We start from the raw sequence: 23,094 nt of genomic DNA, 5'->3' as shown, positions 1-23,094 counted from the left end.
CATCAGCGAGGTCGGAGGATCGATGCGTTTACCGAACATCCTGGCCACGGTCGCCGTGGCCGCCACCGCGTTATCCGCACTCGGGCCGGTCAGCGGCGCGGCCGCGGCGGACACCGTACTCACCGTCGGAGAGGTACAGGGCTCCACACTGGACAGCGAGACGGGCGGTACCGACCGCTCGCCGCTGGCCCCGGCGTCGGGCAACGCCACCAGCAGCAGCCTGTACCAGGTGCGGGGCGTCATCACCCAGAAGACCCTGGCCCGTACGTCTGCCGGCGCCGACCAGTACGGCTTCTTCCTGCAGAGCCGGCTGGGCTCGGGAGACGGCGACCCGACCAGCTCCGACGGGATCTTCGTGTTCATGGGCTCGTTCACCACCCTGGTCGGCGGGTACGCGCCGACGGTCGGCGACGAGGTGGTGCTGCGCGCCCGGGTGTCGGAGTACTTCAACCAGACCCAGCTGTCTTCCGCCTCGCTGGTCAGCGTGCTCGCCAGCGGGCTGGACGTGAACACGGCCGTCGCGGTGACCGACACCCGGCCGCCGGCCGACTCGGCAGCGGCCGACCGGTACTGGGAACGCCACGAGGGCGAACGGATGCGCATCCGGGCGGGCAGCCCCGTCACCGGGGCCCGGGACGTCTTCGCCTCCACCGCCGACTCGGAGATCTGGCTGATCGACCGGGAGGAACCGCTCGCCACCCGCTCCGACCCGTACGCGAGAAGGGTTTTCCGCGACGCGCACCCGCTCGACGACGTGGCCGGTACCCGTTTCGACAACGGCAACGGGCAGCGCATCCTGATCGGCAGCCAGGGCGTCAAGGCGGCTGGTAACAACGGGGCCGGTGACAACACCGCGCTGCTCCCGCCCGCTCGCGACCTCGACACGGTGACCGCCGACGCGTTCGGCGGGGTGAGCTACGGCTTCAGCAAGTACAGCGTCCAGCCCGAGCAGGTGGCGTTCACGCCCGGCCCGGACCCGGCCGCCAACCACCCGGTGCGGGCGGCCGACCGCGACGAACAGGCCGCGGTGGCGACGTTCAACATGGAGAACCTGTACGACTACCGCGACGACCCGTTCGACGGCTGCGACTTCACCGGCAACCCCGGCTGTACCGGTGTCCGGCCGCCGTTCGACTACGTGCCGGCCAGCGAGGCCGCGTACACCACTCACCTGAACGGCATCGCGGCCCAGGTGGTCGACGACCTGAAGGCGCCGGACCTGATCCTGACCCAGGAGGCCGAGGACCAGGACATCTGCACGGTCGCAGCCGGCGCTCTCGTCTGCGGCACGGCCGACACCGGGCCGAAAGACAACGCCGACGGGAAGCCGGACGTGCTCCAGGATCTGGCGCTCGCGATCGCCGCACGGGGTGGGCCGGCGTACGACACCGCGTACGACCGCAACGGCGCCGACGCGCGCGGCATCACGTCGGCGTTCCTGTACCGGACCGACCGGCTGTCGCTGCCGGCGCCGGAGGCGGCCGACCCGATCCTCGGCTCGTCGCCGACGGTGCGCTACCGCGCCGCCGGGCTGGCGTACAACGCCGACGTGCAGAACCCGAAGGCGCTCAACGCGGCGCTGCCCACCGACGTGGACCGGTCGACCGGCGTGGACGGCAGCAACGTCTACACCCGCGCACCCCAGGTGGCGCACTTCTTCGTGAAGGCGGCACCGGGGATCTCCGAAGGCTATGACCTGTGGGCGGTGAGCAACCACTACTCCTCCACCCCGGACGCCCGGGTCGGTCAGCGGACCGAGCAGGCGGCGTACGGTGCCGCGATCGCTGACGCCGTACGTGCGGCCGCTCCCGATGCCCGGTTCGTCTACGGCGGCGACCTCAACGTGTTCCCGCGCCCGGACGACCCGATCGCCCGTACCGACGCCGACACCCCGTCGGACCAGTTGGGCCCGCTGTACCGGGCCGGCCTGCACAACCTGTGGGACGACCTGGCCCGCGTCAACCCGGCGGCCGCGTACTCGTACGTGTTCCAGGGGCAGGCGCAGACGCTGGACAACCTGTTCGTCGACGACAACCTGTACCGCGATTTCATCGAGGTACGGGCCGCGCACGTCAACGCCGACTTCCCGGCGGACTTCTCCGGTGACGGCGCACGTGGGGTGAGCGACCACGACCCGCAGGTGGCGCGGTTCAGGTCGCGGCCGTACGTCTCGGTAACGGACGCGTCGGTGGCCGAGGGCAACAGCGGTACCCGGCCGCTGGCTTTCACGGTGACGCTGTCGCGGCCGCTGTCGGAGGCCGGGCTGCTGTGCGCGTCGACGTTCGACCAGACCGCCGCCGGTGGTCAGGACTACCAGCGGCTGTTCGGCTGCCAGCAGGTCAAGGCCGGTACGACGAGCGTGACGTTCACCGTGACGGTCAACGGCGACCGGCGCCGCGAGCCCGACGAGCGGTTCGCGCTGGTGGTCGGCGGCGATTCGCGGATCCGGTACACCCGCGCGGCCGCCACCGGGACGATCACCAACGACGATTAGCGATCACGGGGCCCCCGCACCGACGCCGGCCAACGCCTGCGGCGCCGGCGTCGGTGCGGGGGCGCCGGGACGACGCTGGGTCACCAGGAGCGCCAACAGTGCCACCACCGCGCCGCCGGCGCCGGCGAGAACGAAGCCCCAGGCCGACCCGAACCGGTCGATGACGAACCCAACCGCCGGCGCGCCCAGCGAGGAGCCGGTGGTGAGCGCCGAGCTGTACCAGCCCATCGCCTCGCCCCGCACCGGGGCCGGCACCATCCGGCTGATGATGTCCGAACTGGACGCCATCGCCGGGGCGCACAGGAGGCCGGCCGGTACCAGCAGCAGGCACAGCCATTGCCAGTGGCCGGCGAGCCCACCCGGCATCGTGAGCAGGCCGAGCAGCGCCATGATCACAAAAGGTGACCACGGGCGCGGCAGGGCACCGTAGACGAAGCCGCCGACCAGGGACGCCGCGCACCAGGCGATGATCACAACCCCGGTCCAGCTGACCTGGTCCGAATCCCTGAGCACGGCGACGATGCCGACGTCGGTGCCGGCGAGCACGAACGTCGACCCGGCGACCGCCGCCAGCACGGTGACCAGTCGTGGGTTGAGCACGCGATGGCGTTCGGTCGGGGTACCGGCTGCGCGCTCCTCGTCGCTCCTCGTCGGTGGGTTGAACGCGTAGAGCCCGATGCCGGCGAGCGCAATGGCCGTGCCGAGTCCCCACATGGTGGCGGTCGCGGACGTGCTGGTCAGAATCACCACGGCCAGCGCCGGGCCGACCATGAAGGTGATCTCGACCGACATGGAGTCGATGGAGTACGCCGCGCGGCGGTGCTCGTCGGGGACGAGCGCGGCCAGTGACTGCCGGACCACCGAGAACACCGGGAGCGTCAACGCTCCACCCACGAACGCTACCGGCAGCAGCATCGGATAGGGCAGCTCGGGCGCGACCGCCCAGAAGATCATCGACGCCACGGTCGTCAGCAGCAGCACCGGCCGCAGCCCGCGCCGGTCGACGAACCTGCCCAGGATCGGCCCGCCGAGCGCCATCCCGATCGTCGTCAAGGCGCTGACCGCCCCGGCCGCCGCGTATCCCCGCTTGAGATCGAGTACGACGTGGAGGGTGAGCGTGATCCCCACGGCCGTCACCGGCACCCGAGCCAGCAGCGCGACCAGTAGTAGTCGCAGCACTCCGGGAAGGGCGAAGACGTGACGGTAGGGCTCCAGACGCATGGGCCCAATCCTGCGACACGCGTCTGACGCCGCGGCCCGGATCAGACCTGCTTTGGGCGCGGATCACAGCGGGTCCTGGACACTCGTACGACCCCGGGATCGGCCGAGTGTCCACGATCGCTCAGGCGACCCGGACCCCCTTCGCGAGGGTACGGGCGGGGGTTCGCAACCGCCGTACGGTCAACCAGCCGGCGCCGACCCCGAGCAGCAGGTCGAACGCGAGCCCGTAGGGCCAGACCGGCCCGGACTCCGTCTCCGGCACCGGCACCGGCGCCTCGGGACCGCCCGGCGTCGACGGCACGCGCAGCCGGCGCACCTCGTGCCCGACCTCGCCCAGCGGGTCGAACGGCACCGGCTCCGGCTGGCCGGTGTAGGGGTCGACCGGCCGGGGAAGTCGCGGCGCCGCGTCGGCGAGCACCGCGAACGGGTTGGGCGCGAGCAGCCACCAGACCCGCTCGGTGCGCACCCGACTGGTCGTGTACTCCTGGCCGTCGAAGGTGCTCTGCTGGACCTTCTCCGCCGTCAACGGCAACGCCAGGCCGAACGCGACGAGCGTGCCGACGGTCAGGGCGAACACCGTGACGTACGACAGCAGCGCCGAGGTGATGCTGCGGGCGACCAGCGCCGACAGCGCCTGGGAGACCGCGCACACCACGCCGATCAACAGGGCGACGACGACCATGACCACCAGCGCGCGCAGACCGCCGACCCCGCCCTGGAGCATCGCCCAGCCGACGAACGGCACGGTCAGCACCAGCGCCGTGAGCCCCACCCCCCAACCGGCGAGGAGCTTGCCGAGCGCGATCTGCGCCGCGGACAGCCGGGTCACCTGGAGTGTGGCGAGCGTGCCGCGCTCACGGTCGCCGTTGATCGACTGCGCGGTCAGCGCGGGGCTGATGATGAGAACCAGCGCCAGGACGAACAGCATCAGGCCGCCGAACAGCGGTATGCCGGGCTCGGTCTCGGTGACGGCCAGCGCGCTGTGCAGCAGTCCGGTGAAGACCGCGATCACCGCCACCCAGGCGCCGAGCAGCCACCGCCATCGGCCGGTACGCAGCCGGACCCGGAACTCGTGGCGGGTGACCAGCGCGATCCCGCGCACCAAGCCACCGCCTGTGGTCGGGCCGCCGCTCAGGTGCTCACCGGTCGTCGGGTCGTCCGTCATCGTGCCGCCGGTCATCGCCGCTCCTGCGCCATGGCCAGGTAGGCCGACTCCAGGTGGCTCCCGATGGGCGCGAAGGTCACCACGCGTACCCCTTCCGCGACCAGCGCCGCGAGCAGATCGGCCGCCTCGTCCTCGGACATCGGCGGGAGTTCGGTACCTGAGCCGTTGGCCTCGCCGGCGGCCACCCCGTGTCGTTCCAGCGCGGCGTGCAGCGCCACCGGGTCCGTCGCGCGTACCCGCCAGCCGGTCGCGGTCCGCGCGGCGAGGTCGCCGATCTCGTGCTCGGCCACGGTGCGGCCGTCGGCGACGAAGACGATCCGGTCGGCGATCTCCTCCAGCTCGGTGAGAATGTGGCTGGACACGAGCACCGCGGTGCCCGCCTCGGCCAGGCCGCGCAGCAGGTCGCGAAGCTCGATCCGGGAGCGCGGGTCCAGCCCCGACGCGGGCTCGTCGAGCAGCAGGACCCGCGGCTCGTGCACCAGTGCGCGGGCCAGCGCCAGCCGCTGTTTCTGGCCTCGCGACAGTACGTGTACCGGCCGGTCGGCGTACTCGTCGAGGTGGACCTGGCCGAGCAGCGACCGGACCCGCTCGCCGGCCCGGGACCGGCCCAGCAGGTAGGCGTCGGCGAAGAACGCCAGGTACTCGCGCACCGTGAGCTGGTCGTAGACGCCGAACACATCGGGCATCCAGCCCATCGAGGCCCGTACCTGGTCCGGGTGGACAGCCGGGTCGAGGCCGGCGACCCGCACCTCCCCCGCGTCCGGCCGCAGCAGCGTCGCCAGCACCAGCAGCAGCGTCGTCTTACCGGCACCGTTCGGGCCGACGAGGGCGGTGACCCGGCCGTACGGGACGGTCAGGTCCAGACCCCGCAGCGCCTCCACGGAGCCGAACCGGCGTGTGACACCCCTTGCCAGCACGCCGTACTCATGATCGGGCAACGTCTGTACCTCCCCGTCGACGCGGCGATCGTAGCGTCCGCCGGCAAGCCTCGGGGCCCCCATACCATCGACCACCATCGCGGCCCCGGCGCCCGACCGTCTACCGTCTCGCCCGGTCGATCGCGACGACGGTGGCCAGACCGGCGACGGCGAGCGTGACCATCGCCCAGGCGACGGCACCGGCGCCGTACGCCTCCACGGCCAGCCCGATGGCCGAGGGGCCCCAGATGCCGCCGACCATCGACACGGCCACCACGGTCGAGGTCAGCTGCGGCCGTACCTGGGCCAGCCAGGCCAGGCCGGTCGGGTACAGCGGCCCGACGGCGACGCCGAGCAGCCCGTACGCCAGGGGCGCCAGCGGGTCGAGCAGGGTGGCGACCCCGGCCACCACGGTCAGCACCGTGGACGCGATCACGATGGTGCGGGCCTGGTACCGCCGGCAGAGCGGTACGACGGCGAAGCGCACCGCGGTGAAGGCCAGCCAGAAACCGGACGTGGCGGAGGCCGCCGCCGGCGCGGTCAGCCCGATGGCGATCAGGTGGGTGGTCTCCCAACCGCCGGCGCCGGTCTCCAGGCCCACGTTCAGGACGAAGAACGCGATGAACGCGTACCCGGTGGCGCCGACCAGGCCGGCCCGGCGCCACGACGACCCGCGGGCCCGCTCGGCCGGCTCGGGCCGCTCCGCTCGTGCGGACCGACCGGTCCCCGCGACGCCCCGCAGCATCGGCAGAGCCACCAGGGCGATCAGCGCGCAGCCGGCGAACGCCGCCGCATAACCGGCCGGGGCGCGACCGGCCAGCACGCCGACCGCGACCGGGCCGGCGATGGCGCCGACCCCGAAGCATCCGTGCAGCAGGTTGAGCATGCCGTGGCCGCCGTCGGCGTACACCTCGGTGAAGACCTGGTTGACCCCGCCGTCGACGCCGCCGAACCCGACGCCCGCGACGAAGACCGCGACCAGGGCCGCCGGCCAGGCCGGCGCGAACACGAACGCGACGCAGCCGGCCGCGATGAGCGCCAGCGACCCGGCCAGGAAAAGGCCGTCCGGTACGCCGAGCCGGCGGGCCAGCGGCAGCGCGAGGACCCCGGCGATGGCGCCGGCGAAGTGCACGCTGAGCGCGGCGCCGGCGGTGGCGGCCGAGATCTGGTGTACCTCGCGCAGCGCCGGGATCGCCGGCCCGTACAGCGCCTGCTGCACCCCGATCAGCGCGAACGCCGCGACAGCGCCCACGACGGCGAGCGGCCGCAGCCGGGGCGGCGCGACCGGCGGCACGGCCACGCCTGTCACCGCAGCACCGTCCGCAGGGCCGTCTTCAGCGTCGGGAAGTCGGTGAAGTGGACGGCGCGCAGGCCCTCCGCCTCGGCGGCGACGACGTTCTCCAGCCGGTCGTCGACGAACACGATCTCGTCGGGCGCGGTACCCAGCCGCTCACACAGCGCCCGGTACGCCCGCGCGTGCGGCTTCGCCACACCGACGTCGGCGCTGAACACCCGGTGGGCGAAGCGTCCGGCCCACGGCGCGGTGTCGATCGCGTGGGCGAGCCGCGCCGGCGCGTTGGACAGGATCGCCTTCGGCCCGGGCAACTGGTCCACCAGCGTCAGGGCCTCCGGCCGCAGCCGTACCCACGCGGCGGTGTCCGCCTCGACCAGCGCGGACACCGAGGCGGCGGGTGCCACCCGGGCCCAATACTCCTCGTCGGTGAGCGCCCCGATGTCGTACGGCGGCCGGTGGCACCAGTAGTCGGCCCAGAACTCCTCGCCCGCCCGGCCGGCGAGCCGCTCCAGCCCCGCCCGGTCCGCCGGTGTCGGCCACTCGCCGAGCACGCCGCAGAAGTCGAAGACGATCATGCCGCGATCACCACGTTGACGCCCGCCGCGTGCAGCGCCGTCACCTGGTCCTCGCTCGCACCCTCGTCGGTGACGAGGACGTCGGCGAGCTGGGTCGGGCCGATCCGGGCGAAGGTCGCCCGACCCAGCTTGGCCGAGTCGGCCACCACGATGCGGCGGCGGGAGCCCGCGACGGCGGCGCGCTTGAGGCGTACGTCGTCGGGGTTGAAGTCGGTCAGCCCGTGCTCCGCGTCGACGCCGCCGACCGACAGGACAAGGGTGTCGAAGCGGAAGTCGTCGAAGATCCGTTCGGCCAGCGGGCCCACGAAGGCCTGCTCGCCCTGGCGCACGTCGCCGCCGGCGGCGATCAGCCGGATGCCCGGCTCGTCGCCGAGCGCGGCGGCGGCCGGCACGCTCAGCGCGCACACGGTCAACTGCCGGCGGCCCCGCAGCGCGTGCGCGACGGCCAGCGCGGTCGTACCCGCGTCGATGACCACCGTCTCGTTCGCGCCGATCAGTGCGGCCGCAGCGGTACCGATGCGCGCCTTCTCCTCCGAGCGCAGGCGGGCGCGGACCCCGAACGGGGGCTCGTAGCTGCCGGAGACGGTGCTGACCGCACCGCCGTGCACCCGCTGGAGCAGCCCCTCGCGCTCGAGCAGCTCGAGGTCGCGGCGGATGGTCATCTCCGACACGCCGGCCCGGGCGCTCAGCTCGGCTACGGTCACCCGACCGTGGGCCTGGAGCGCCTCGACGATGGCCTGGTGGCGTTGTTGAACAGTCACGTGTTCGAGTAGAACATCAATGCTGTTCGTTTAGCAAGATATTCTGTTCGGACGGGCGCGCGGCGAGCCCATCGAGATCAGGTGGACGCAGCAGACCGCCGCGGCGGGGAAGCATGGCCCCGCCGCGCTCATTCAGCGACCGGCGCTACAGCGGTTCCCGGAACCGCGGGGTCAGGTCGTCGGGGCCGGCCTCGGGAACCGGGAACCCCGGCGCGGTCGTGTCGTCCTCGACCGCTTCGAGGACATCGGGGCGATCCTCGATCGGATGGACATCGGTACGCTGCTCGTACTCCGGCAGCGGCTCAGGCTTCGTCACACGGTACGGATACCCATCGCACCACCCGGTTATCCGCAGGTCGAGGCGGTTTCGAGGGGTAGCCCCGGCGACGTTCAGGCCGACTTGCGCGGGTACGCCTCCGGCTCCACGACCTCGGCCACCCTCCCCCCGGCGAGCAGGTCGGCGCAGGCCGGACAGTAGTGCCGCCCCCGCGGTCCCGGCTCCGTCGCCTTCCACCCCCGGGCCGCCGCCGCCTTCCAGACCGCCGAGAGCACCTGCGGGGTGCTCGGCCGCGGCAAAAACAACAGATCGCAGGAGTCACACGACAGATCGATCCGAACACCCACATCACAGCTGGTCGTCTTAATCAGCACGACGCCTCCTCGGTCGTCGGGGCCCCTCCAACATCGCATGTGCAGTGTTTCGCGGGAAAGCGACAGCACGCCGTTCTTTTTGCGTCAGTTGACGGGCACTTAACAAAAACGTCCCGCGTACGACACCGAACTCGGACGAATCGGACTAACGGCCATCCGGTTCGGAGGTCATTTCAAAGGTTGGCGCCCAGCCCAGCAGGCGCTGCGCCCTGGCGGTGCTCCACAGCCGGGCCGACCGGTCACCGGAGATCGTGAAGACCTGGAAGCCGTCGCGAAACTCCAGCGCCGCCGCCACGGCGCGGGCCAGGTCGGTCGCCGCGGTCGCCTGTATGACGACGCCGTCGTCGTTGCGCAGCACCTTCGGCGGGTCGTAGTACCCCCACGCCGGCCACACGTCATCCGGAGTGGGCCAGGTCAGCCGGAGCGCGGTGACCGAGATCCCCAACTCCTCGACCGCCGCCCGGCACACCTGCTCCCCCAGCCGCTTGGTCAACCCGTACAGGTCCGTCGCGTCCGGCGGTACGGACTCGTCGTCGAGGCGTCGGCGCTCCAGGTCACGGTAGACCGACATGCTGCTGATGTGTACGACGTGCGGCACGCCCGCGTCGTGGGCGGCGACCAGCGTCAGATGGACGGACTTGACGTTGACGTCGAACGCGTTCGCCACCGCGCCGGGCTGGTCCAGCCGGTTGGTGCCCATCGCGCAGTGCACCACCGCGTCGACCCCGGCCATCGCCTCCGCCAGAACGGCGGGGTCGGTGGCGTCCCCGGCGACGTAGTCGAACCGGATCGAGGGCGGCCGGAGGTCGAGAACGCGGACGGTGTGCAGCCGAGCCAGCAGCGGCGTGAGGAGTTCGCCGACATACCCCGAACCACCTACGACGAGTACTCGCACATCGAAAATGATCTCACGTCGGGCCGTCCCGTGATCGTCACGACGTCGGCAAGGTCGTGATCCCGGGGCCGCGCCTGAGGCCACCGCCTCGGCGACGCCGTGCGATCCCGGTCAGCCCGCGAGGGCGAGGGGCTGCGGCTCGGGCTGCGCGTCCGGCTGGGCCGGCGTCGGGTACACGGACCGGATCATCTCTAGGGCCCACGTCATCCGGTGGACCGCGGTATCCGGGTGCTCACCGAACTCGCCGGCCACCCGGGCGGCGCACCCGCGCGACCCGAACCGGCGCAGCGTCGTCGCCACCGCCCGCAGGACCTCCGGGGCGGCCGGCTGGTCGGAGGACTGAAGAGGCGAGGCGAACAACGCCTCCGCCCGTACCGACTCCACACTGGTGACCATCGCATCCCCCTCTGGCTGATCTCCGTCAGTGACTCAGCTAACGGCAGAGGCGGTGCGACGGAGTGCCGGTACGGGTGCCAACCGGTAGCCAGGCCCGGTGCGTACAGTTCGGCCTGTGCACCCGCTCGTCAACTCGCCCGAAAACGCCTTCGTCCGCGCCCACACCCGGCTCTCCCCCGCCCCGTACGTGCCGGAGGTCCACCTCCACCTGGCCGACGACGCGATCGCGCTGTGGGAGAAGACCGAGGAGAACCTGCGCGGCAGCGAGCAGCCGCCGCCGTTCTGGGCGTTCGCCTGGGCGGGCGGGCAGGCCCTGGCGCGGTACATCCTGGATCATCCCGACCTGATCCGGGGCCGGACCGTCTTCGACCTCGCCGCCGGCTCGGGCCTGGTCGCGATCGCCGCCGTCCGGGCGGGTGCGGCGACCGTCACCGCCAACGAGATCGATCCGCTCGCGGTCACGGCCATCGCCGCCAACGCGGACGCCAACGATGTCAAGATCACCGCTGTCCTGGGTGACGTCCTGTCGGGCGACGCCGACGGGGCCGAGGTGGTGCTGGCCGGGGACGTCTTCTACAGCAAGGCCATGACCGACCGGGTACTGCCGTTCCTGCGCCGCGCCGCCGCGCGCGGCGCTCTCGTCCTGGTCGGCGATCCGGGGCGGGCCTACCTGCCCCGGGAGCACCTGGAGTCGGTGGCGGTCCACGAGGTGCCCGTCAACCGATCCCTGGAGAGCACCGACGTCAAGACCACGACCGTGTGGCGGCTGCCGTCCCGGCTGTAGCTACGGCTGGACAGTCCTGCCGTTGATCTTCACGTCGTTGAAGACGACGCCGTCGACGTGGTTGAAGGCGTTCGACGGGTCGGCCACGCCGTTGAAGTCGCAGTTGCTGACCGCAAAGCCCCTGACGTGGTCGCTCGGCAGGCCGCTCACGTCGAACACCCGTGGCGCGCTCGACGACGAGGAGTTGGTGATCGTGAACGGCCCGAACGCCGGCGGGTAGCTGCCGGTCTGACCGTTGTAGGTCATGGTCACGTACGCGTACGCGCGGTTGACCGTTCCGGAGAAGCTGTCCAGGTTGATGTTCTGGCTGAAACCACCGCGTTGCGTATTGGACTTCACGTACAGGGCGAACTTGGTCGCCCCGACCAGCGCGTTGCGGTATGCGTACACGTTGCGGATCCCACCGGTCTGCTCGCTGCCGCACGTGATCGCTCCCCAGTTGCCGTTCATCTGGCAGCCGAACACGACGATGTTCTGGCAGGGCACGTCGACCCGCCGGCCGTCGGCGTCGCGGCCCGACTTGATGGCGACGTTGTCGTCGTGCGCGCCGAGGTCGCAGTTGCGGATGACCACGTGGTCGCAGGACTCCGGGTCGCAGCCGTCGGTGTTGTTGTGCGCCGTGCTCGGATCGGTACTTACGCCGTCCACGGTCACGTTGCGGCACAGCGTCGGGTGGATCTGCCAGAACATCGAGTTCCTCAGCGTGACGCCCTGGATCAGCACGTTCCGGCAGTGGTACGGCTCGACGAACGCCGAGCGCATGGCGTGGCCGGAGCCGGGCACCACCCGCTGCTGCGGCGGCTTGGACACCTGGGTCTCCAGCCAGGCCCGGTCGGAGCCCTTGTTCCAGGATGACGTGGCGGCGGCGTCGAGGGTGCCGTCGCCGGTCAGCGCGATGTTCCGCTCGCCGTACGCGTAGATCATCGGCGACCGGTTCATGCACTCGATCCCCTCGTACCGGGTGAGCACGACCGGGTACCTGCTCTCGTCGCCGGAGAACATCAGCGTCGCGCCGGCGAGCCGGAGGTTGACGTTGCTCCTGAGGCGGATCGCGCCGGTGAGGTACGTACCCGGCGGCACGAGGACGGTCCCTCCACCGGCGGCGTTGCACACCTCGATCGCCCGCCTGAACGCCGCCGTGTTGTCGGTCGTGCCGTCGTTCTTCGCTCCGAACGCCGTCACGTCGAACGTCACCGGGGGAAACGATGGGACCACGGTCTCCGCGACGATGGCCCGCGCATGCGGCCACGGCAGGTCGGCGGCCGATACCGCGACCGTCGTCGAACGGGCGGACGCCGGACGGGCCGGGACCGTGGCCGCCACCGCACCAGCGACGCCAAGTCCGCCGATGAGCACCTGTCGGCGGGACACCCGCTTCGCCACCTTCGCCTCCCGTCGACAACGGCCATCAAGAGATGAATCTCGATGGAGATGTATCCGACACCGGGGAACAGCGTCAAGGATCTTCGCTCCCGGTTGCCGCGTCACGGCAACGTTCTGCGCGAACCGTCGTACCGGCGATCGCGATCGCCGGTCCGTGGGGGCCTGTATACGGCGGCGACGGGTGTAGCGGGTCGACCGGCGGGTAGCCGCAGGTGGTGCGTCCGCTGTACCGCGGCCTCGTCGCCGGCGCCGCCGGCACGGTGGCGCTCGACATGGTCAGCTACCTCGACATGGCGCTTCGCGGCCGCCCCGCCAGTACGACACCGCAGCGGACCGCACGGCGTCTGGCCGACGCCCTGGGCCTCGACCTCGGCGAGGACGAGCGCGCCGACAACCGCAGCGCCGGGATCGGGGCGCTGCTCGGGTACGCGACCGGAATGGCCGTCGCCGCCGGGTACGCGCTGACGGCGGGCCGGCCGCGGTCGTGGCCGCGGGAGGCCGTCACCCTGGCGACCCTGGCCATGCTCGGGTCGAACGTACCGATGACCCTGCTGCGGATCACCGACCCGCGCGAGTGGAGCGCCGCGGACTGGGTCGCCGACGTGCTGCCGCACCTGGCGTACGGCGCGGTCGCGGCGACGGTGGACAGGGCGTTGGACAACAGGGCGTTCGACAACAAGGCGTTGGAAAGCGCAGCGGACAGGGCGGACCACGAGCTGAGGAGACCGCCATGACCAGGGCCCACACCCCCCGGATCCTCATCATCGGCGGCGGCGCGGTCGGCCTCTACGCTGCCCGGCGGCTGGAGAAGAGGCTGAGGCCGGGCGAGGCCGAACTGATCATCGTCGATCCCCTGTCGTACTTCACCTACCAGCCGCTGCTGCCCGAGGTGGCCGCCGGGACCGTCGAACCACGGCACGTCGCCGTTCCGCTGCGCCGCGTGCTCCCCCGGTTCTCCGTGTGCAACGGCCAGGCCGTGAGGGTACGGCACGCCGACCGTACGGCCCAGGTACGGCTGGTCGACGGCGAGGAGCGCGACCTCCCGTACGACCACGTGGTGGTCGCCCCCGGCGCCGTCTCCAAGACGCTGCCGATTCCCGGGCTGCCCGAACTGGCCGTCGGCTTCAAGACCCTCGGCGAGGCGGTCTTCCTGCGCAACCGGGTACTGACCCAGCTCTCGCTGGCGGCGTCGACCACCAGCCCCGAGGTCCGGCGGCGCGCCATGACGTTCCTGCTGGTCGGCGGCGGGTACGCCGGTGTCGAAGCGCTCGGCGAGCTGTCGGACCTGTCGAGGGACGCGGTCGAGGCGTTCCACGGGCTGCGCCGCGAGGACCTGCGCTGGATCCTGGTCGAGGCTACCGGCCGCATCATGCCGGAGGTCAGCCCGGAGCTCAGCGAGTACACCGCGGACGTGCTACGGGAGCGGGGGGTCGAGGTCCGTCTCAACACCACCATCACGTCCTGTGTAGGCGGCCGGATCAGGTTCGGCGGCCGGTACGCCGACGACGTGCTCGAGGCCAACACGCTGGTGTGGACGGCCGGGGTACGGCCCAACCCGCTGGTCGACAACACCGACCTGCCCCGCGACGAGCGCAGCCGGATACTCGCCGACGCGTACCTGCGGGTGCGTGGCCAGGCCGGCGCGTGGACCGGCGGTGACTGCGCGGCCGTACCCGACCTGACCAGCGACGATCCGAACGCCCTCTGCGCTCCCACGGCCCAGCACGCGATCCGGCAGGGGCGGCGGCTCGCCGACAACCTCGTCGCCGAACTCCGCGCCGACCACCGCCACCCGCCCGAGCCGTACCGGCACCGCTTCGCCGGCGCGGTCGCCGGGCTGGGCCGGCTCGAAGGCGTCGCCCAGATCTACGGCATCCGCCTGCGCGGCGTGCCCGCCTGGCTGCTGCATCGCGGGTACCACCTGGCGATGCTGCCGAGCAACCCCAGGAAGGTACGGGTGTTCACCGACTGGGTGCTGGCGTCGGTCTTCCCCCGCGACATCAACGCCCTCGGCGAGTTGGAGGAGCCGCGCAAGCCGCTGCAGACGGCGGCGCGGGCGCCCACACTCGTGACCCAGTCCGGCTGACGGGCGTCAGGCTTCCGCGTCCGGCTCCGGCGGATCGGGCTGCGCCGGACCGGATTCCAGCGCGTCCGGCTCCAGCAGCGGGAACAGGCGGGCGACGACGGCCACCGGGGCGGCGCCGGGTGGCCGGGTGGCAGGCCGGTCCTCACGCCGCCGGTACCGGCTGATGAGGTCCCGGATCGCGCTGCCCATCTCGGTCAGCTCGGCCGGCGTGAGGTACAGGACCTGGCTGAACGCCTCGTCCCGACGCCAACGCGCCGGCGCCCGGTCGCGCTGGGCCTGCCAGCGCCGGTAGCTCTCGTCCTCCAGCCCGCGGGCGAGGCCGTCGAGATCGGTCGCGGCGCTGCTCGCGGCGTCGGGCGTGGGCTCCGCGGTGGCCAGGCGCCAGGGTCGCACCCGTCCCCGGCCGGCCGGCGCCTCCTCGATCAGACCGTACCGGGCGAGTTGGCGCAGGTGGAACGAGTACAGCCCGGTGCTGCCACCGAGCGCCTCGGCCGCCTGCGCGGAGGTGACGGTCCCCCGCACGCCGATCAGCTCCATCAACGCCGCCCGTACCGGGTGCCGCAGGGCCGCCTCGGCTACCGCATCACGCTGTTCCTCCGTCACTTTGCAAAGTATGGTTCTTTGCAAAGACCGAGTCAACGCACCTGCGTGTCGACGCCGTCGAGGGAGCGCCATGGCCGTCCTGCCCGTACGCCTGTTCGGAGACCCCGTCCTGACCACGCCGGCCGACGAGGTGATGACCTTCGACCGGGAGCTGCGGAGCCTGCTCAGGGATCTGACCGACACCCTGCGCGACGAGCGGGGCGCCGGCCTCGCCGCGCCCCAGTTGGGCGTGAGTCTGCGGGTCTTCGTGTTCCACGTGGGCGGTGTGTACGGTCACCTGGTCAACCCGGTGCTGCGCTTTCCCGACGAGGAGGAGCAGGACGGCCCGGAGGGCTGCCTGTCCATCCCCGGCCTGTACTTCGACACCAAGCGGCGGTTGAACGTCGTCGCGAAGGGCTTCTCCCAGCACGGCGACCCGCTTCAGATCGTCGGCTCCGGTGACATGGCGCGATGCCTCCAGCACGAGACCGACCACCTCGACGGCGTGCTCTTCATCGACCGCATGGACACCGAGCGGCGCAGGGCGGCGATGAAGGCGATCCGCGAGGCGCCGTGGAACGGCGGCTCGGCGCCGCGCGTCAAGCTCAGCCCCCACCCCATCTTCGGCCGGATCCGGTAGCGCCGACATTCACCACGGCAGCGGCTGGCCGTCCCGGAACAGTCCGCCGGTCGGGCCGCCGTCGGGCAGGTCGGCGGCCCAGACGATACCGGCCGCACCCTCCGCGACCGGGCGGCCGCCGGGACCGCCCATGTCCGTGGCCGTCCAGCCCGGACAGACCGAGTTGACCAGGATGCCGTCGCCCGCGAGCTCGTCGGCGAGCATGCGGGTCAGCGCGTTGAGACCGACCTTCGAGACCTTGTACGCGGGAGCGCCGCCGCCCATCACGGCCAGCGACCCGAGCTCGCTGGAGACGTTGACGATCCGCCCGTGCCTGGCGGCCCGGAGCAGTGGGAGCAGGTGCTGGCTCAGCATCCAGGCGCCGAACAGGTTGGTCTCCAGCGCCTCCCGTACGACGTCGAGATCGGCGTCGACCGCACTCTGCCAGTCGTCGTAGTGGATACCGGCGTTGTTGACCAGTACGTCCACCCGGCCGAACCGGTCCTCCAGGTCGGTGGCCAGATCCACGATCGACTCCTGGTCGGTGACGTCGAGCCGGCGGGCGACGGCTCTTTCGCGCTCGGCGGTGCTGTTCAGCTCGGCGGCGACCTCGCCGGCCTGGTCGGCCCGGCGGGCGGTCACGACCACGGTGTCCCGGCGCTCGACGAACTGACGGGCGGCCTCCCGGCCGATACCACGATTGGCGCCGCTGATCACGACGATCCGGTCCACGGCCCCCTCCCCTACCCCGGCTGCGCTGGCTCCCACCTCATGATCGCGGAAACTTTTCCGCGCTCCGGCACGGAAGAGTCTCCGCGATCATGGCACCGGGTACCGTCAGCAGCCGATCCGGCTCGACCCGACGGCCACGTCGTCGAACCAGAGCGTGTCCGTACCCTCGCCGTACGCCTCCCAGCCGAGCTTGAGGCTGGTCAGCGACGGTCGCCAGGACCGGGCGAGCCACTGGCTGTCGACATCGTGCGTCGGCGTACCGTCGGCGGTCAGGCCGGCCACCTGGGAGCCGCCCAGCCAGGTACGCATCGTGCCGTCACCGTTGACGTTGAACTCGACGCAGTTCCAGGTACCGGTCGGCAGCGCGGCGCTGAGCGCCACCCCGGCGGGGCTCTGCTCCGGCAGCGTCGCGTCGTCGAGCTCACGGTTCCACTGGAGGGCGCCGTTCTGCCCGCCGAGGCGGAGGTTCTTTCCGCTCTGGCCGGAGTCGTTCATCGCGAGGAACGCGACGTGCGCCGCGGGTAGCTGGGTGGTGTGGCGGACGTAGAAGCGGACGTACCAGTTGGCCCCGACCCTGCTGAGGTCGGCGGTCGAGGCGACGAACACGTGGTTGCAGTACCCGGCGGTACCGGTGATCTTGAGCGACCGGGCGCCGCCGTGCGTGACCGCCGTGTCGACGGTCGCGGTGCCGCTGCCGGAACAGTCCGGATAGGTCGGTGACCAGCTTCCAGCGGGCGTGGTGCCGCTCTGGCCCTCGAAACCGTCGCAGATCACCGCACCCGCACAGCCGCCGGAGCCGGGTGGCGTCGAGGTCGGAGGCGCGGTAGGAGGCCGGGTGGTGGGCGGCGCTGTCGTGGGCGGCACCGCCGTCGGCGGCGCGGTCGTAGGGGCGCCGGTCGGGCCCGGGCTTCCACCGCCGCCGCAGGCGACCCCGTTGACGGCGAAGTCGGACGGCGCCGGGTTGGCCGAACTCCAGGTGCCCTGGAAGCCGAACTCGGTCGACCCGCCGGCCGGTACCTCCCCGTTCCACGAGACGTTGGCGGCGCGCACGGCCGTGCCGCTCTGGGTGACCGTGGCGTTCCAGGCGCTGGTGACCTGCTGGCCCGCGGCGTACGTCCAGGTGACCGTCCAGCCGTGGAGGGCGTCACCGGACGCGATGCGTACGTTCGCGGTGAACCCTCCGGTCCACTGGTTCGTCGTGTAGTCGACGCGACAGGTACCGGCGGCGCTCGCTCTCGTGGTGACGGCCACGGAGCCGGCAGCCGCCAGCAAGGTCGCGGCGGCGGCCAACGCGGCGAGGTGGCGCCGGCGCCACGGGAACAGGATGCGCGACGAAGACATGCTCTCTCCGATCGGTGGGGTGTGAAGAGCACCGCCCGCTCATCGATGTACATGTATCCCGCACGCCCACCCCAGCATCGCATGATCGCGGATACTTTGCCGTGCCGAAGCATGGAAAAGTATCCGCGATCATGGAAGGTTCGGTCAGCGCCGCACTACCGCCGCCGAGCCACCACCCCGGCGGGTGGGTTCGGCCGCCGCGAGCATCCGGCCGTCACGCCGGAACTCGATCCCGGTCGCCGCCCCGATCTCGGGGGTACCGGTGAACGCATGGCCCAGCTCTTGCAGTGCCGTGGCCTCCGGTGACGACAGGAACGCCGGCTCTGCCTGCACACTCGCGGTGTTGCGCTGGCTGGCCCGCGGCGCCGCGATCGCGTCCGGCAGGGTCAGGCCCAGGTCGAGCCGCCCGAGCAGGATCTGCAGCACCGTGGTGATGATGGTCGAGCCGCCGGGCGAGCCGACCGCCAGGTACGGCTTGCCGTCCGCCAGCACGATCGTCGGCGACATCGAGCTGCGCGGCCGCTTGCCCGGCCCGGGCAGGTTCGGGTCGGCGGCGGGGGCCTGCGTGTTGGTGAAGTTGAAGTCCGTCAGCTCGTTGTTGAGCAGGAAACCGCGGCCGGGTACGACCATGGCGTTGCCGCCGGTCTGCTCGATGGTCAGGGTGTACTCCACGACGTTGCCCCACCGGTCGGCCACGGTCAGGTTCGTGGTGTGCGTGCCCTGCGTGTTGGCCTCGCCGGCCGCCGCCTTGGCGCAGCGGCCGTAGGAGCCGTCCGGTACGCCCGGGCCGACCGGCTTCGGCAGCGCGTGCGCGGGGTCGATCAGGCACGCCCGCTCCCCCGCGAACCCGTCACTGAGCAACTGCTCCAGCGTGGCGCGCGAGGTGTAGTCGCCGAGGTAGCGGTTGCGGTCGGCGAACGCGAGTGCGCTGGCCTCCAGGTACCGGTGCAGGGCCTCGACCCGGGGCAGCCGGCTCAGGTCGGAGCGCTCCAGGATGTTGAGTGCCTCCCCGACGGTGGTGCCGCCGCTGGACGGCGTGGCCATCCCGTACACGTCGAGTCCGCGGTACCGCGAATGCGTCGGCGCCGGGGTCCGAACCCGGTAGTCGGCCAGGTCGGACATGCTCATCGTGCCGGGCCGGATCGGGTGCGCCCACGGTACGGCCGGGTCGGCCGCGACCGGCGGGTGCTGCACCGTGGAGACGATGTCGCGGGCCACCCCGCCCCGGTAGAACTCCTCGACGCCGCGCCGCGCGATCAGACGGTACGTGTCCGCGAGGTCCGGGTTGCGGAACGTCGAACCGACCGCCGGCGGCTCGCCCTTCGGCAGGTACAGCTTGCTGGTCGAGTCGAACTGGCCGAACGGGGCGGCGTTCTCGCTGATCTGGCCGGCGAACGTGGCGTCGACCGGGAACCCGCGGTCGGCGACCCGCGCGGCCGGCGACAGCGACGCGCCGAGCGACCGGGTACCCCACCGCCGCAGCGCCTCCTGCCAGGTCAGCAGGGTGCCGGGAACCCCGACCGAGACGCCGCTGACCCGCGCCTCGTCGAAGGCGTACCCCTTGCCGGTGGCGGGGTCGACGAAGGCGTCCTCCCGCATCGACATCGGTGCCGCCTCACGCCCGTCGATGGTGTACACGGCGTGCTTGCGCGCGTCGTAGTACACGAAGAAGCCACCGCCGCCGATGCCCGCCGAGAACGGCTCGGTCACGCCGAGCGTGGCGGCCGCGGCCACCGCGGCGTCGACCGCGTTGCCACCCCGGCGCAGCACCTCCAGGCCGACGTCGGTGGCGGTCGGGTCCACGGTGGAGATGGCTCCGCCGTAGCCCTCGGCAACGGCCGACCTGACGGCCTGGTGGTCGGCCCGCACGGTCTCGGCCCGGGCCGACGTCAGCGGGGTGAACAACGGGATCGACAGCGTGAGGGCGGTCAGAATGGTCGCCCGGCGCATTCGCATGGGTGCTCCTCAGATCGACGGGCTTCGCTGTCCGCGGGTACCCGTCGCGCCTCGGCCGCAAACCGCGAAGCATCGCCAAGGGTAATCGTGATGACGATCTCTGTCACCGAATCCGGGTCCGCCATCCACGATCGGTCGACTCACCGGCGTCAAAATTCATGCGGCTCAGCCGGTGTACCGCTGCCCCCATCGGGGTAGGGAAGCCCGCCCACACCCCGCCCAGGAGGACGCCGTGGAGCCCGGCCGTACGCCGCCCCCGAGCCCGGACGCCGACCACGTCAACCGCCTGCTCACCCGGTTCGTCACGCAGACCGCCGGGGTACGGGCGGCGATCACGGTCTCCTCCGACGGCCTGCTGATCGCCGGATCGGGCTGGCGATCACGGCGGGACGCCGAGGGTCGGCGGCCGGACTCCGACGGCCCGCGCGCGGACGCCGAGCGGCTGGCGGCCATCACCTCGGCCGTCATCAGCCTCGCGGCCGGCGCCTCCCGCGTCTTCGACCTCGGCGAAGCCAACAAGATCGTCATCGGCATGGACGAGGGGTACGTACTGGTCCGCACCATCAACCCGGGCTGCGCGTTGAGCGTCCTCGCCACCAAGGAGGCCAACCTGGGCGCCACCGCGCACGCGATGACGCTCTTCGCACACGGCACCGGCGAGGTCCTGACGCCACGGCTCATCGAGGCGCTCAAGCAGAGCACCGGCCTGTGACATCAGGCCGCGGTCAGTCCGGAAGGGCGACGACCGCCTCGACCTCCATCAGGAACTCGGGCCGGAACAGCGCCGACACCTGTACCAGCGTGCTCGCCGGGTTGGGCCGGTCACCCATCGCGGGCCGGATGACCTCGTCGCGCACGTCCCGGATCGTCTGGACCTGGCTCACGTCCAGCACGTACCAGCCGAAGCGCGCGACGTCGGGCCAGTCCGCGCCGAGCGTACGCAGGATCCGGTGCAGGTTGGTCAGGGCCTGCCTGGTCTGCGCGGCCAGGTCACCGGGGCCGACGACCCGCCCGTCCGCGTCCATGCCGACCTGACCGGAGACGAAAGCCAACCGCCCGGAAACGGTCACGGCATGCGCGTACCCCGGCCCGGCGGCGAGGTCGGGCACGGCGGTCAGGCGATCGTGGACAGACATGGGTGACTCTCCCGTCGGCGGTGGTCGGAACGCACCGGAGAGTAGCCGATTGGCGCGATTCGCGACGGCCCTTGACGGCGCATCGAAGAGTGTAAAACTCACCGACATGGGTGAGCGGTTCGCCGACCGGGTACGCCGGGATCTCCGCAGCGCGCTCCTGACGGCCACCGGCGAACTGATCGTCGCGTACGGCTTCCGCCGCCTGCGCATGGCCGACGTCGCGGCCCGCGTCGGCGTGAGCCGGCAGACGGTCTACAACGAGTTCGGCGACAAGAGCCGGCTGGCCCAGGCGCTCGTCCTGCACGAGACCGCCCGCCTGCTCGACGGCATCGGGGCCGCGCTCAACGCGTACGCCGACCCGCACCGGGCGATCCGGGAGGCGGTGCGGTACGTGCTCCAGGACGGCCAGGACAACCCCCTGGTCAAGGCCTCACTCACCGGCGACGGCGCGGAGGAGCTGCTCCCGCTGATCACCACGCGGGGCGAGCCGGTCGTACTCGCCGCCCGGAAGCGGATCGTCGCCCAACTGCGCGACAAGTGGTCCACCCCGGACGCCGAGCTGGTCGCCGACACCGCCGTCCGGCTCACCGTCAGCCATCTGGTTCTCCCCCTCGACCCGCCCGAACACGCCGCGGAGAGCGTCGCGCGTGTCGTGTCCCGACTCATCCCCTCGGAGCAGCCATGATCGACCGATCGACGAACACCGAGCAGGAGACGAACACCGTCCACCGGACCGGCTTCCACTCCCTGCGCGCCGGCGGCCTCAGCTGGGACTCGCTGCCACTTCGGCTGTACGCCAAGGGCAACCGTAAGTTCTGGAACGCCGCCGACATCGACTTCAGCCAGGACGCCGAGGACTGGCAGCGGCTCGAGGAGCGGCAGCGGTTCTCCGCGACGATGCTGTGCGCCCAGTTCATCGCCGGCGAGGAGGCGGTCACCCAGGACATCCAGCCGTTTCTCCGGGCCATGGCGGCCGAGGGCCGCTTCGGCGACCAGATGTACCTGACCCAGTTCGCCTTCGAGGAGGCCCGGCACACCGAGGTCTTCCGCCGCTGGCTCGACGCGGTCGGGGTCACCGACGACCTGCACTCGTACATCGAGGACAACCCGGGGTACCGCGCCATCTTCTACGAGGCCCTGCCCGAGGCGCTGGGTTCGCTCGACGACGACCCGTCGCCGGCCAACCAGGTACGCGCCAGCGTCACGTACAACCACGTCGTCGAGGGCTCGCTCGCGCTGACCGGCTACTACGTGTGGAACAAGATCTGTACGACCCGGAACATCCTGCCCGGCATGCGGACGCTGGTGCGGCGGATCGGTGACGACGAGCGGCGGCACATGGCCTGGGGCACCTTCACCTGCCGCCGGCACGTCGCCGCCGACGAGAAGAACTGGCAGGTCGTACAGGAGCGCTTCGTCGAGCTGCTGCCGCACGCCATGGCCCAGATCGAGTGGGCCATGGAGCACAGCGACCAGGAGGCGTTCAACCTCGACGTCGACGAGCTGATGGCGTACGCGTCGAGCCGCGCCGCACGCCGCCTCGGCGCGATCGAGTCGGCCATCGGGACACCGGTCGGGCAGATCGACTACGACGCGTCCCCGGAGGAGCTGGAGGAGACCTTCGGCGCCGAGGACGCGGCGGAGCTGGCCGCCACGTAGCTCAGCGGCGGAGCTGACCGCCTCGGCCGGCTGACCTTCGACGTGGAAGGGGGCGGCGGGTCCCCCGCCACCCCCTTCCACCACGGCCGTCAGTACTTGAAGCGCGCGACCAGTTGCTGTAGCTCGCCGCTCATCTCGGCCAATTCGGTGGCGGCGCGCTCGGTCTCGATCACACCGCCGCTGGTGGTGTCGGTCGCCTCCGCCACACCACCGATCGCCTGAGCGATCTCGGTGCTTCCGGTGGCCGCGGCCGCCACGCTACGGCTGATCTCGCTGGCGGTGGCCGCCTGCTCCTCGACGGCGGCGGCGATGGTGGTCTGGTAGGAGTTGATGCGGTCGATGATCCGGCTGATCTCGCCGATGGCCTCGACGGCGTTGGTGGTGTCGGCCTGGATGGCCTCGACCCGGCGGGAGATGTCCTCGGTCGCCTTCGCGGTCTCCTGGGCC

General features: G+C 71.7%; 23 protein-coding genes and 2 pseudogenes. 8 read left to right on the top strand and 17 right to left on the bottom strand.

Annotated elements, in window-relative coordinates:
* Positions 1-37: 37 nt before the first annotated feature.
* Positions 38-2,494 (top strand): annotated as a pseudogene (locus Pme01_RS12650) (lamin tail domain-containing protein); the annotation flags it as partial.
* A 3-nt stretch (positions 2,495-2,497) separates the two neighbouring features.
* Here Pme01_RS12650 and Pme01_RS12645 read toward each other — a convergent pair.
* The 10 genes from Pme01_RS12645 to Pme01_RS12600 all read right to left on the bottom strand — a co-directional run bounded on the left by Pme01_RS12645 (position 2,498) and on the right by Pme01_RS12600 (position 10,369).
* Positions 2,498-3,715 carry an MFS transporter gene (locus Pme01_RS12645; protein ID WP_168115512.1) on the bottom strand — a complete coding sequence of 406 codons (1,218 nt, stop codon included), beginning with the start codon at positions 3,713-3,715 and terminating at the stop codon, positions 2,498-2,500.
* Positions 3,716-3,836: 121 nt separating this feature from the next.
* Complete coding sequence (locus Pme01_RS12640) at positions 3,837-4,895, bottom strand: ABC transporter permease (RefSeq protein WP_203935586.1); 1,059 nt, start codon at positions 4,893-4,895, stop codon at positions 3,837-3,839.
* Positions 4,892-5,818 (bottom strand): ABC transporter ATP-binding protein, encoded by a 927-nt coding sequence (locus tag Pme01_RS12635; RefSeq protein WP_168115513.1) that lies wholly within the window; start codon positions 5,816-5,818, stop codon positions 4,892-4,894. The genes Pme01_RS12640 and Pme01_RS12635 overlap by 4 nt, the downstream gene beginning before the upstream one ends.
* Before the next feature lie 100 nt (positions 5,819-5,918).
* Complete coding sequence (locus Pme01_RS12630) at positions 5,919-7,106, bottom strand: MFS transporter (protein ID WP_168115514.1); 1,188 nt, start codon at positions 7,104-7,106, stop codon at positions 5,919-5,921.
* Positions 7,103-7,666: an HAD family hydrolase gene (locus Pme01_RS12625; RefSeq protein ID WP_168115515.1), complete on the bottom strand. Its 564-nt coding sequence runs from the start codon at positions 7,664-7,666 to the stop codon at positions 7,103-7,105. Before Pme01_RS12625 ends, Pme01_RS12630 begins: the two co-directional genes overlap by 4 nt.
* Positions 7,663-8,427 (bottom strand): DeoR/GlpR family DNA-binding transcription regulator, encoded by a 765-nt coding sequence (locus tag Pme01_RS12620; protein WP_168115516.1) that lies wholly within the window; start codon positions 8,425-8,427, stop codon positions 7,663-7,665. Before Pme01_RS12620 ends, Pme01_RS12625 begins: the two co-directional genes overlap by 4 nt.
* Positions 8,428-8,572: 145 nt before the next feature.
* Positions 8,573-8,743 carry a hypothetical protein gene (locus Pme01_RS12615; RefSeq protein ID WP_168115517.1) on the bottom strand — a complete coding sequence of 57 codons (171 nt, stop codon included), beginning with the start codon at positions 8,741-8,743 and terminating at the stop codon, positions 8,573-8,575.
* Positions 8,744-8,817: 74 nt separating this feature from the next.
* Positions 8,818-8,979, bottom strand: a complete 162-nt coding sequence (locus Pme01_RS12610) for a hypothetical protein (protein WP_168115518.1) — start codon at positions 8,977-8,979, stop codon at positions 8,818-8,820.
* Positions 8,980-9,223: 244 nt separating this feature from the next.
* A complete protein-coding gene (locus tag Pme01_RS12605; protein WP_168115519.1) occupies positions 9,224-9,973 on the bottom strand; it encodes an NAD-dependent epimerase/dehydratase family protein in 750 nt (249 codons plus the stop codon).
* A 111-nt stretch (positions 9,974-10,084) separates the two neighbouring features.
* Positions 10,085-10,369 carry a hypothetical protein gene (locus tag Pme01_RS12600; RefSeq protein WP_239088193.1) on the bottom strand — a complete coding sequence of 95 codons (285 nt, stop codon included), beginning with the start codon at positions 10,367-10,369 and terminating at the stop codon, positions 10,085-10,087.
* A 115-nt stretch (positions 10,370-10,484) separates the two neighbouring features.
* Here Pme01_RS12600 and Pme01_RS12595 point away from each other — a divergent pair, with 115 nt between their 5' ends.
* On the top strand, positions 10,485-11,153 hold the full coding sequence (locus Pme01_RS12595) for a class I SAM-dependent methyltransferase (protein WP_168115520.1): 669 nt from the start codon (positions 10,485-10,487) through the stop codon (positions 11,151-11,153).
* On the opposite strand, the gene Pme01_RS12590 is transcribed toward Pme01_RS12595, so the two are convergent.
* Positions 11,154-12,524 (bottom strand): glycoside hydrolase family 28 protein, encoded by a 1,371-nt coding sequence (locus tag Pme01_RS12590; RefSeq protein ID WP_203935585.1) that lies wholly within the window; start codon positions 12,522-12,524, stop codon positions 11,154-11,156. It abuts the gene before it with no gap.
* 284 nt (positions 12,525-12,808) lie between these two features.
* Here Pme01_RS12590 and Pme01_RS12585 point away from each other — a divergent pair, with 284 nt between their 5' ends.
* Together Pme01_RS12585 and Pme01_RS12580 are read left to right on the top strand one after the other, a co-directional pair.
* The gene (locus Pme01_RS12585) at positions 12,809-13,270 is read left to right on the top strand and encodes a hypothetical protein (protein ID WP_239088194.1); all 462 of its coding nucleotides are present in this window, start codon (positions 12,809-12,811) and stop codon (positions 13,268-13,270) included.
* On the top strand, positions 13,267-14,622 hold the full coding sequence (locus Pme01_RS12580) for an NAD(P)/FAD-dependent oxidoreductase (protein ID WP_168115522.1): 1,356 nt from the start codon (positions 13,267-13,269) through the stop codon (positions 14,620-14,622). Before Pme01_RS12585 ends, Pme01_RS12580 begins: the two co-directional genes overlap by 4 nt.
* 6 nt (positions 14,623-14,628) lie before the next feature.
* Here the strand turns inward: Pme01_RS12580 and Pme01_RS12575 are convergent, their stop codons facing one another.
* Entirely contained in the window at positions 14,629-15,225 is a 597-nt protein-coding gene (locus Pme01_RS12575; protein ID WP_203935584.1) for a winged helix-turn-helix domain-containing protein, read from the bottom strand.
* 70 nt (positions 15,226-15,295) lie between these two features.
* Here Pme01_RS12575 and def point away from each other — a divergent pair, with 70 nt between their 5' ends.
* Entirely contained in the window at positions 15,296-15,844 is a 549-nt protein-coding gene (gene def / locus Pme01_RS12570) for a peptide deformylase (protein WP_168115524.1), read from the top strand.
* Between the two features lie 9 nt (positions 15,845-15,853).
* Here the strand turns inward: def and Pme01_RS12565 are convergent, their stop codons facing one another.
* From Pme01_RS12565 to ggt, 3 genes are all read right to left on the bottom strand, one after another.
* On the bottom strand, positions 15,854-16,555 hold the full coding sequence (locus Pme01_RS12565; RefSeq protein WP_168115525.1) for an SDR family NAD(P)-dependent oxidoreductase: 702 nt from the start codon (positions 16,553-16,555) through the stop codon (positions 15,854-15,856).
* A 105-nt stretch (positions 16,556-16,660) separates the two neighbouring features.
* Positions 16,661-17,896 carry a cellulose-binding domain-containing protein gene (locus Pme01_RS12560; protein WP_168115526.1) on the bottom strand — a complete coding sequence of 412 codons (1,236 nt, stop codon included), beginning with the start codon at positions 17,894-17,896 and terminating at the stop codon, positions 16,661-16,663.
* A gap of 144 nt (positions 17,897-18,040) precedes the next feature.
* Positions 18,041-19,846 (bottom strand): gamma-glutamyltransferase, encoded by a 1,806-nt coding sequence (gene ggt, locus Pme01_RS12555; protein WP_373315486.1) that lies wholly within the window; start codon positions 19,844-19,846, stop codon positions 18,041-18,043.
* A 238-nt stretch (positions 19,847-20,084) separates the two neighbouring features.
* On the opposite strand from ggt, the gene Pme01_RS12550 reads away from it, so the two are divergent.
* Complete coding sequence (locus tag Pme01_RS12550) at positions 20,085-20,564, top strand: roadblock/LC7 domain-containing protein (protein ID WP_168115528.1); 480 nt, start codon at positions 20,085-20,087, stop codon at positions 20,562-20,564.
* Positions 20,565-20,577: 13 nt separating this feature from the next.
* Here Pme01_RS12550 and Pme01_RS12545 read toward each other — a convergent pair whose 3' ends face one another.
* Entirely contained in the window at positions 20,578-20,988 is a 411-nt protein-coding gene (locus tag Pme01_RS12545) for a RidA family protein (protein WP_168115529.1), read from the bottom strand.
* Between the two features lie 106 nt (positions 20,989-21,094).
* Here Pme01_RS12545 and Pme01_RS12540 point away from each other — a divergent pair, with 106 nt between their 5' ends.
* Positions 21,095-21,673 (top strand): TetR/AcrR family transcriptional regulator, encoded by a 579-nt coding sequence (locus Pme01_RS12540; protein WP_168115530.1) that lies wholly within the window; start codon positions 21,095-21,097, stop codon positions 21,671-21,673.
* Positions 21,670-22,647 (top strand): R2-like ligand-binding oxidase, encoded by a 978-nt coding sequence (locus tag Pme01_RS12535; RefSeq protein WP_168115531.1) that lies wholly within the window; start codon positions 21,670-21,672, stop codon positions 22,645-22,647. Before Pme01_RS12540 ends, Pme01_RS12535 begins: the two co-directional genes overlap by 4 nt.
* 89 nt (positions 22,648-22,736) lie before the next feature.
* On the opposite strand, the pseudogene Pme01_RS12530 reads toward Pme01_RS12535, so the two are convergent.
* Positions 22,737-23,094 (bottom strand): annotated as a pseudogene (locus Pme01_RS12530) (methyl-accepting chemotaxis protein); the annotation flags it as partial.

This window comes from Planosporangium mesophilum, assembly GCF_016863255.1.
GTDB lineage: Bacteria > Actinomycetota > Actinomycetes > Mycobacteriales > Micromonosporaceae > Planosporangium > Planosporangium mesophilum.
This window is presented reverse-complemented; position numbering and strand designations above follow the sequence as displayed.

Coding starts and splice junctions, on each gene's coding strand:
- ggt (WP_373315486.1), bottom strand. CDS start 19,846: ATGCGCCGGGCGACCATTCTGACCGCCCTCACGCTGTCGATCCCGTTG.
- Pme01_RS12540 (WP_168115530.1), top strand. CDS start 21,095: ATGGGTGAGCGGTTCGCCGACCGGGTACGCCGGGATCTCCGCAGCGCG.
- Pme01_RS12560 (WP_168115526.1), bottom strand. CDS start 17,896: ATGTCTTCGTCGCGCATCCTGTTCCCGTGGCGCCGGCGCCACCTCGCC.
- def (WP_168115524.1), top strand. CDS start 15,296: ATGGCCGTCCTGCCCGTACGCCTGTTCGGAGACCCCGTCCTGACCACG.
- Pme01_RS12580 (WP_168115522.1), top strand. CDS start 13,267: ATGACCAGGGCCCACACCCCCCGGATCCTCATCATCGGCGGCGGCGCG.
- Pme01_RS12625 (WP_168115515.1), bottom strand. CDS start 7,666: ATGATCGTCTTCGACTTCTGCGGCGTGCTCGGCGAGTGGCCGACACCG.
- Pme01_RS12640 (WP_203935586.1), bottom strand. CDS start 4,895: ATGACCGGCGGCACGATGACGGACGACCCGACGACCGGTGAGCACCTG.
- Pme01_RS12585 (WP_239088194.1), top strand. CDS start 12,809: ATGGTCAGCTACCTCGACATGGCGCTTCGCGGCCGCCCCGCCAGTACG.
- Pme01_RS12645 (WP_168115512.1), bottom strand. CDS start 3,715: ATGCGTCTGGAGCCCTACCGTCACGTCTTCGCCCTTCCCGGAGTGCTG.
- Pme01_RS12600 (WP_239088193.1), bottom strand. CDS start 10,369: ATGGTCACCAGTGTGGAGTCGGTACGGGCGGAGGCGTTGTTCGCCTCG.
- Pme01_RS12535 (WP_168115531.1), top strand. CDS start 21,670: ATGATCGACCGATCGACGAACACCGAGCAGGAGACGAACACCGTCCAC.
- Pme01_RS12545 (WP_168115529.1), bottom strand. CDS start 20,988: ATGTCTGTCCACGATCGCCTGACCGCCGTGCCCGACCTCGCCGCCGGG.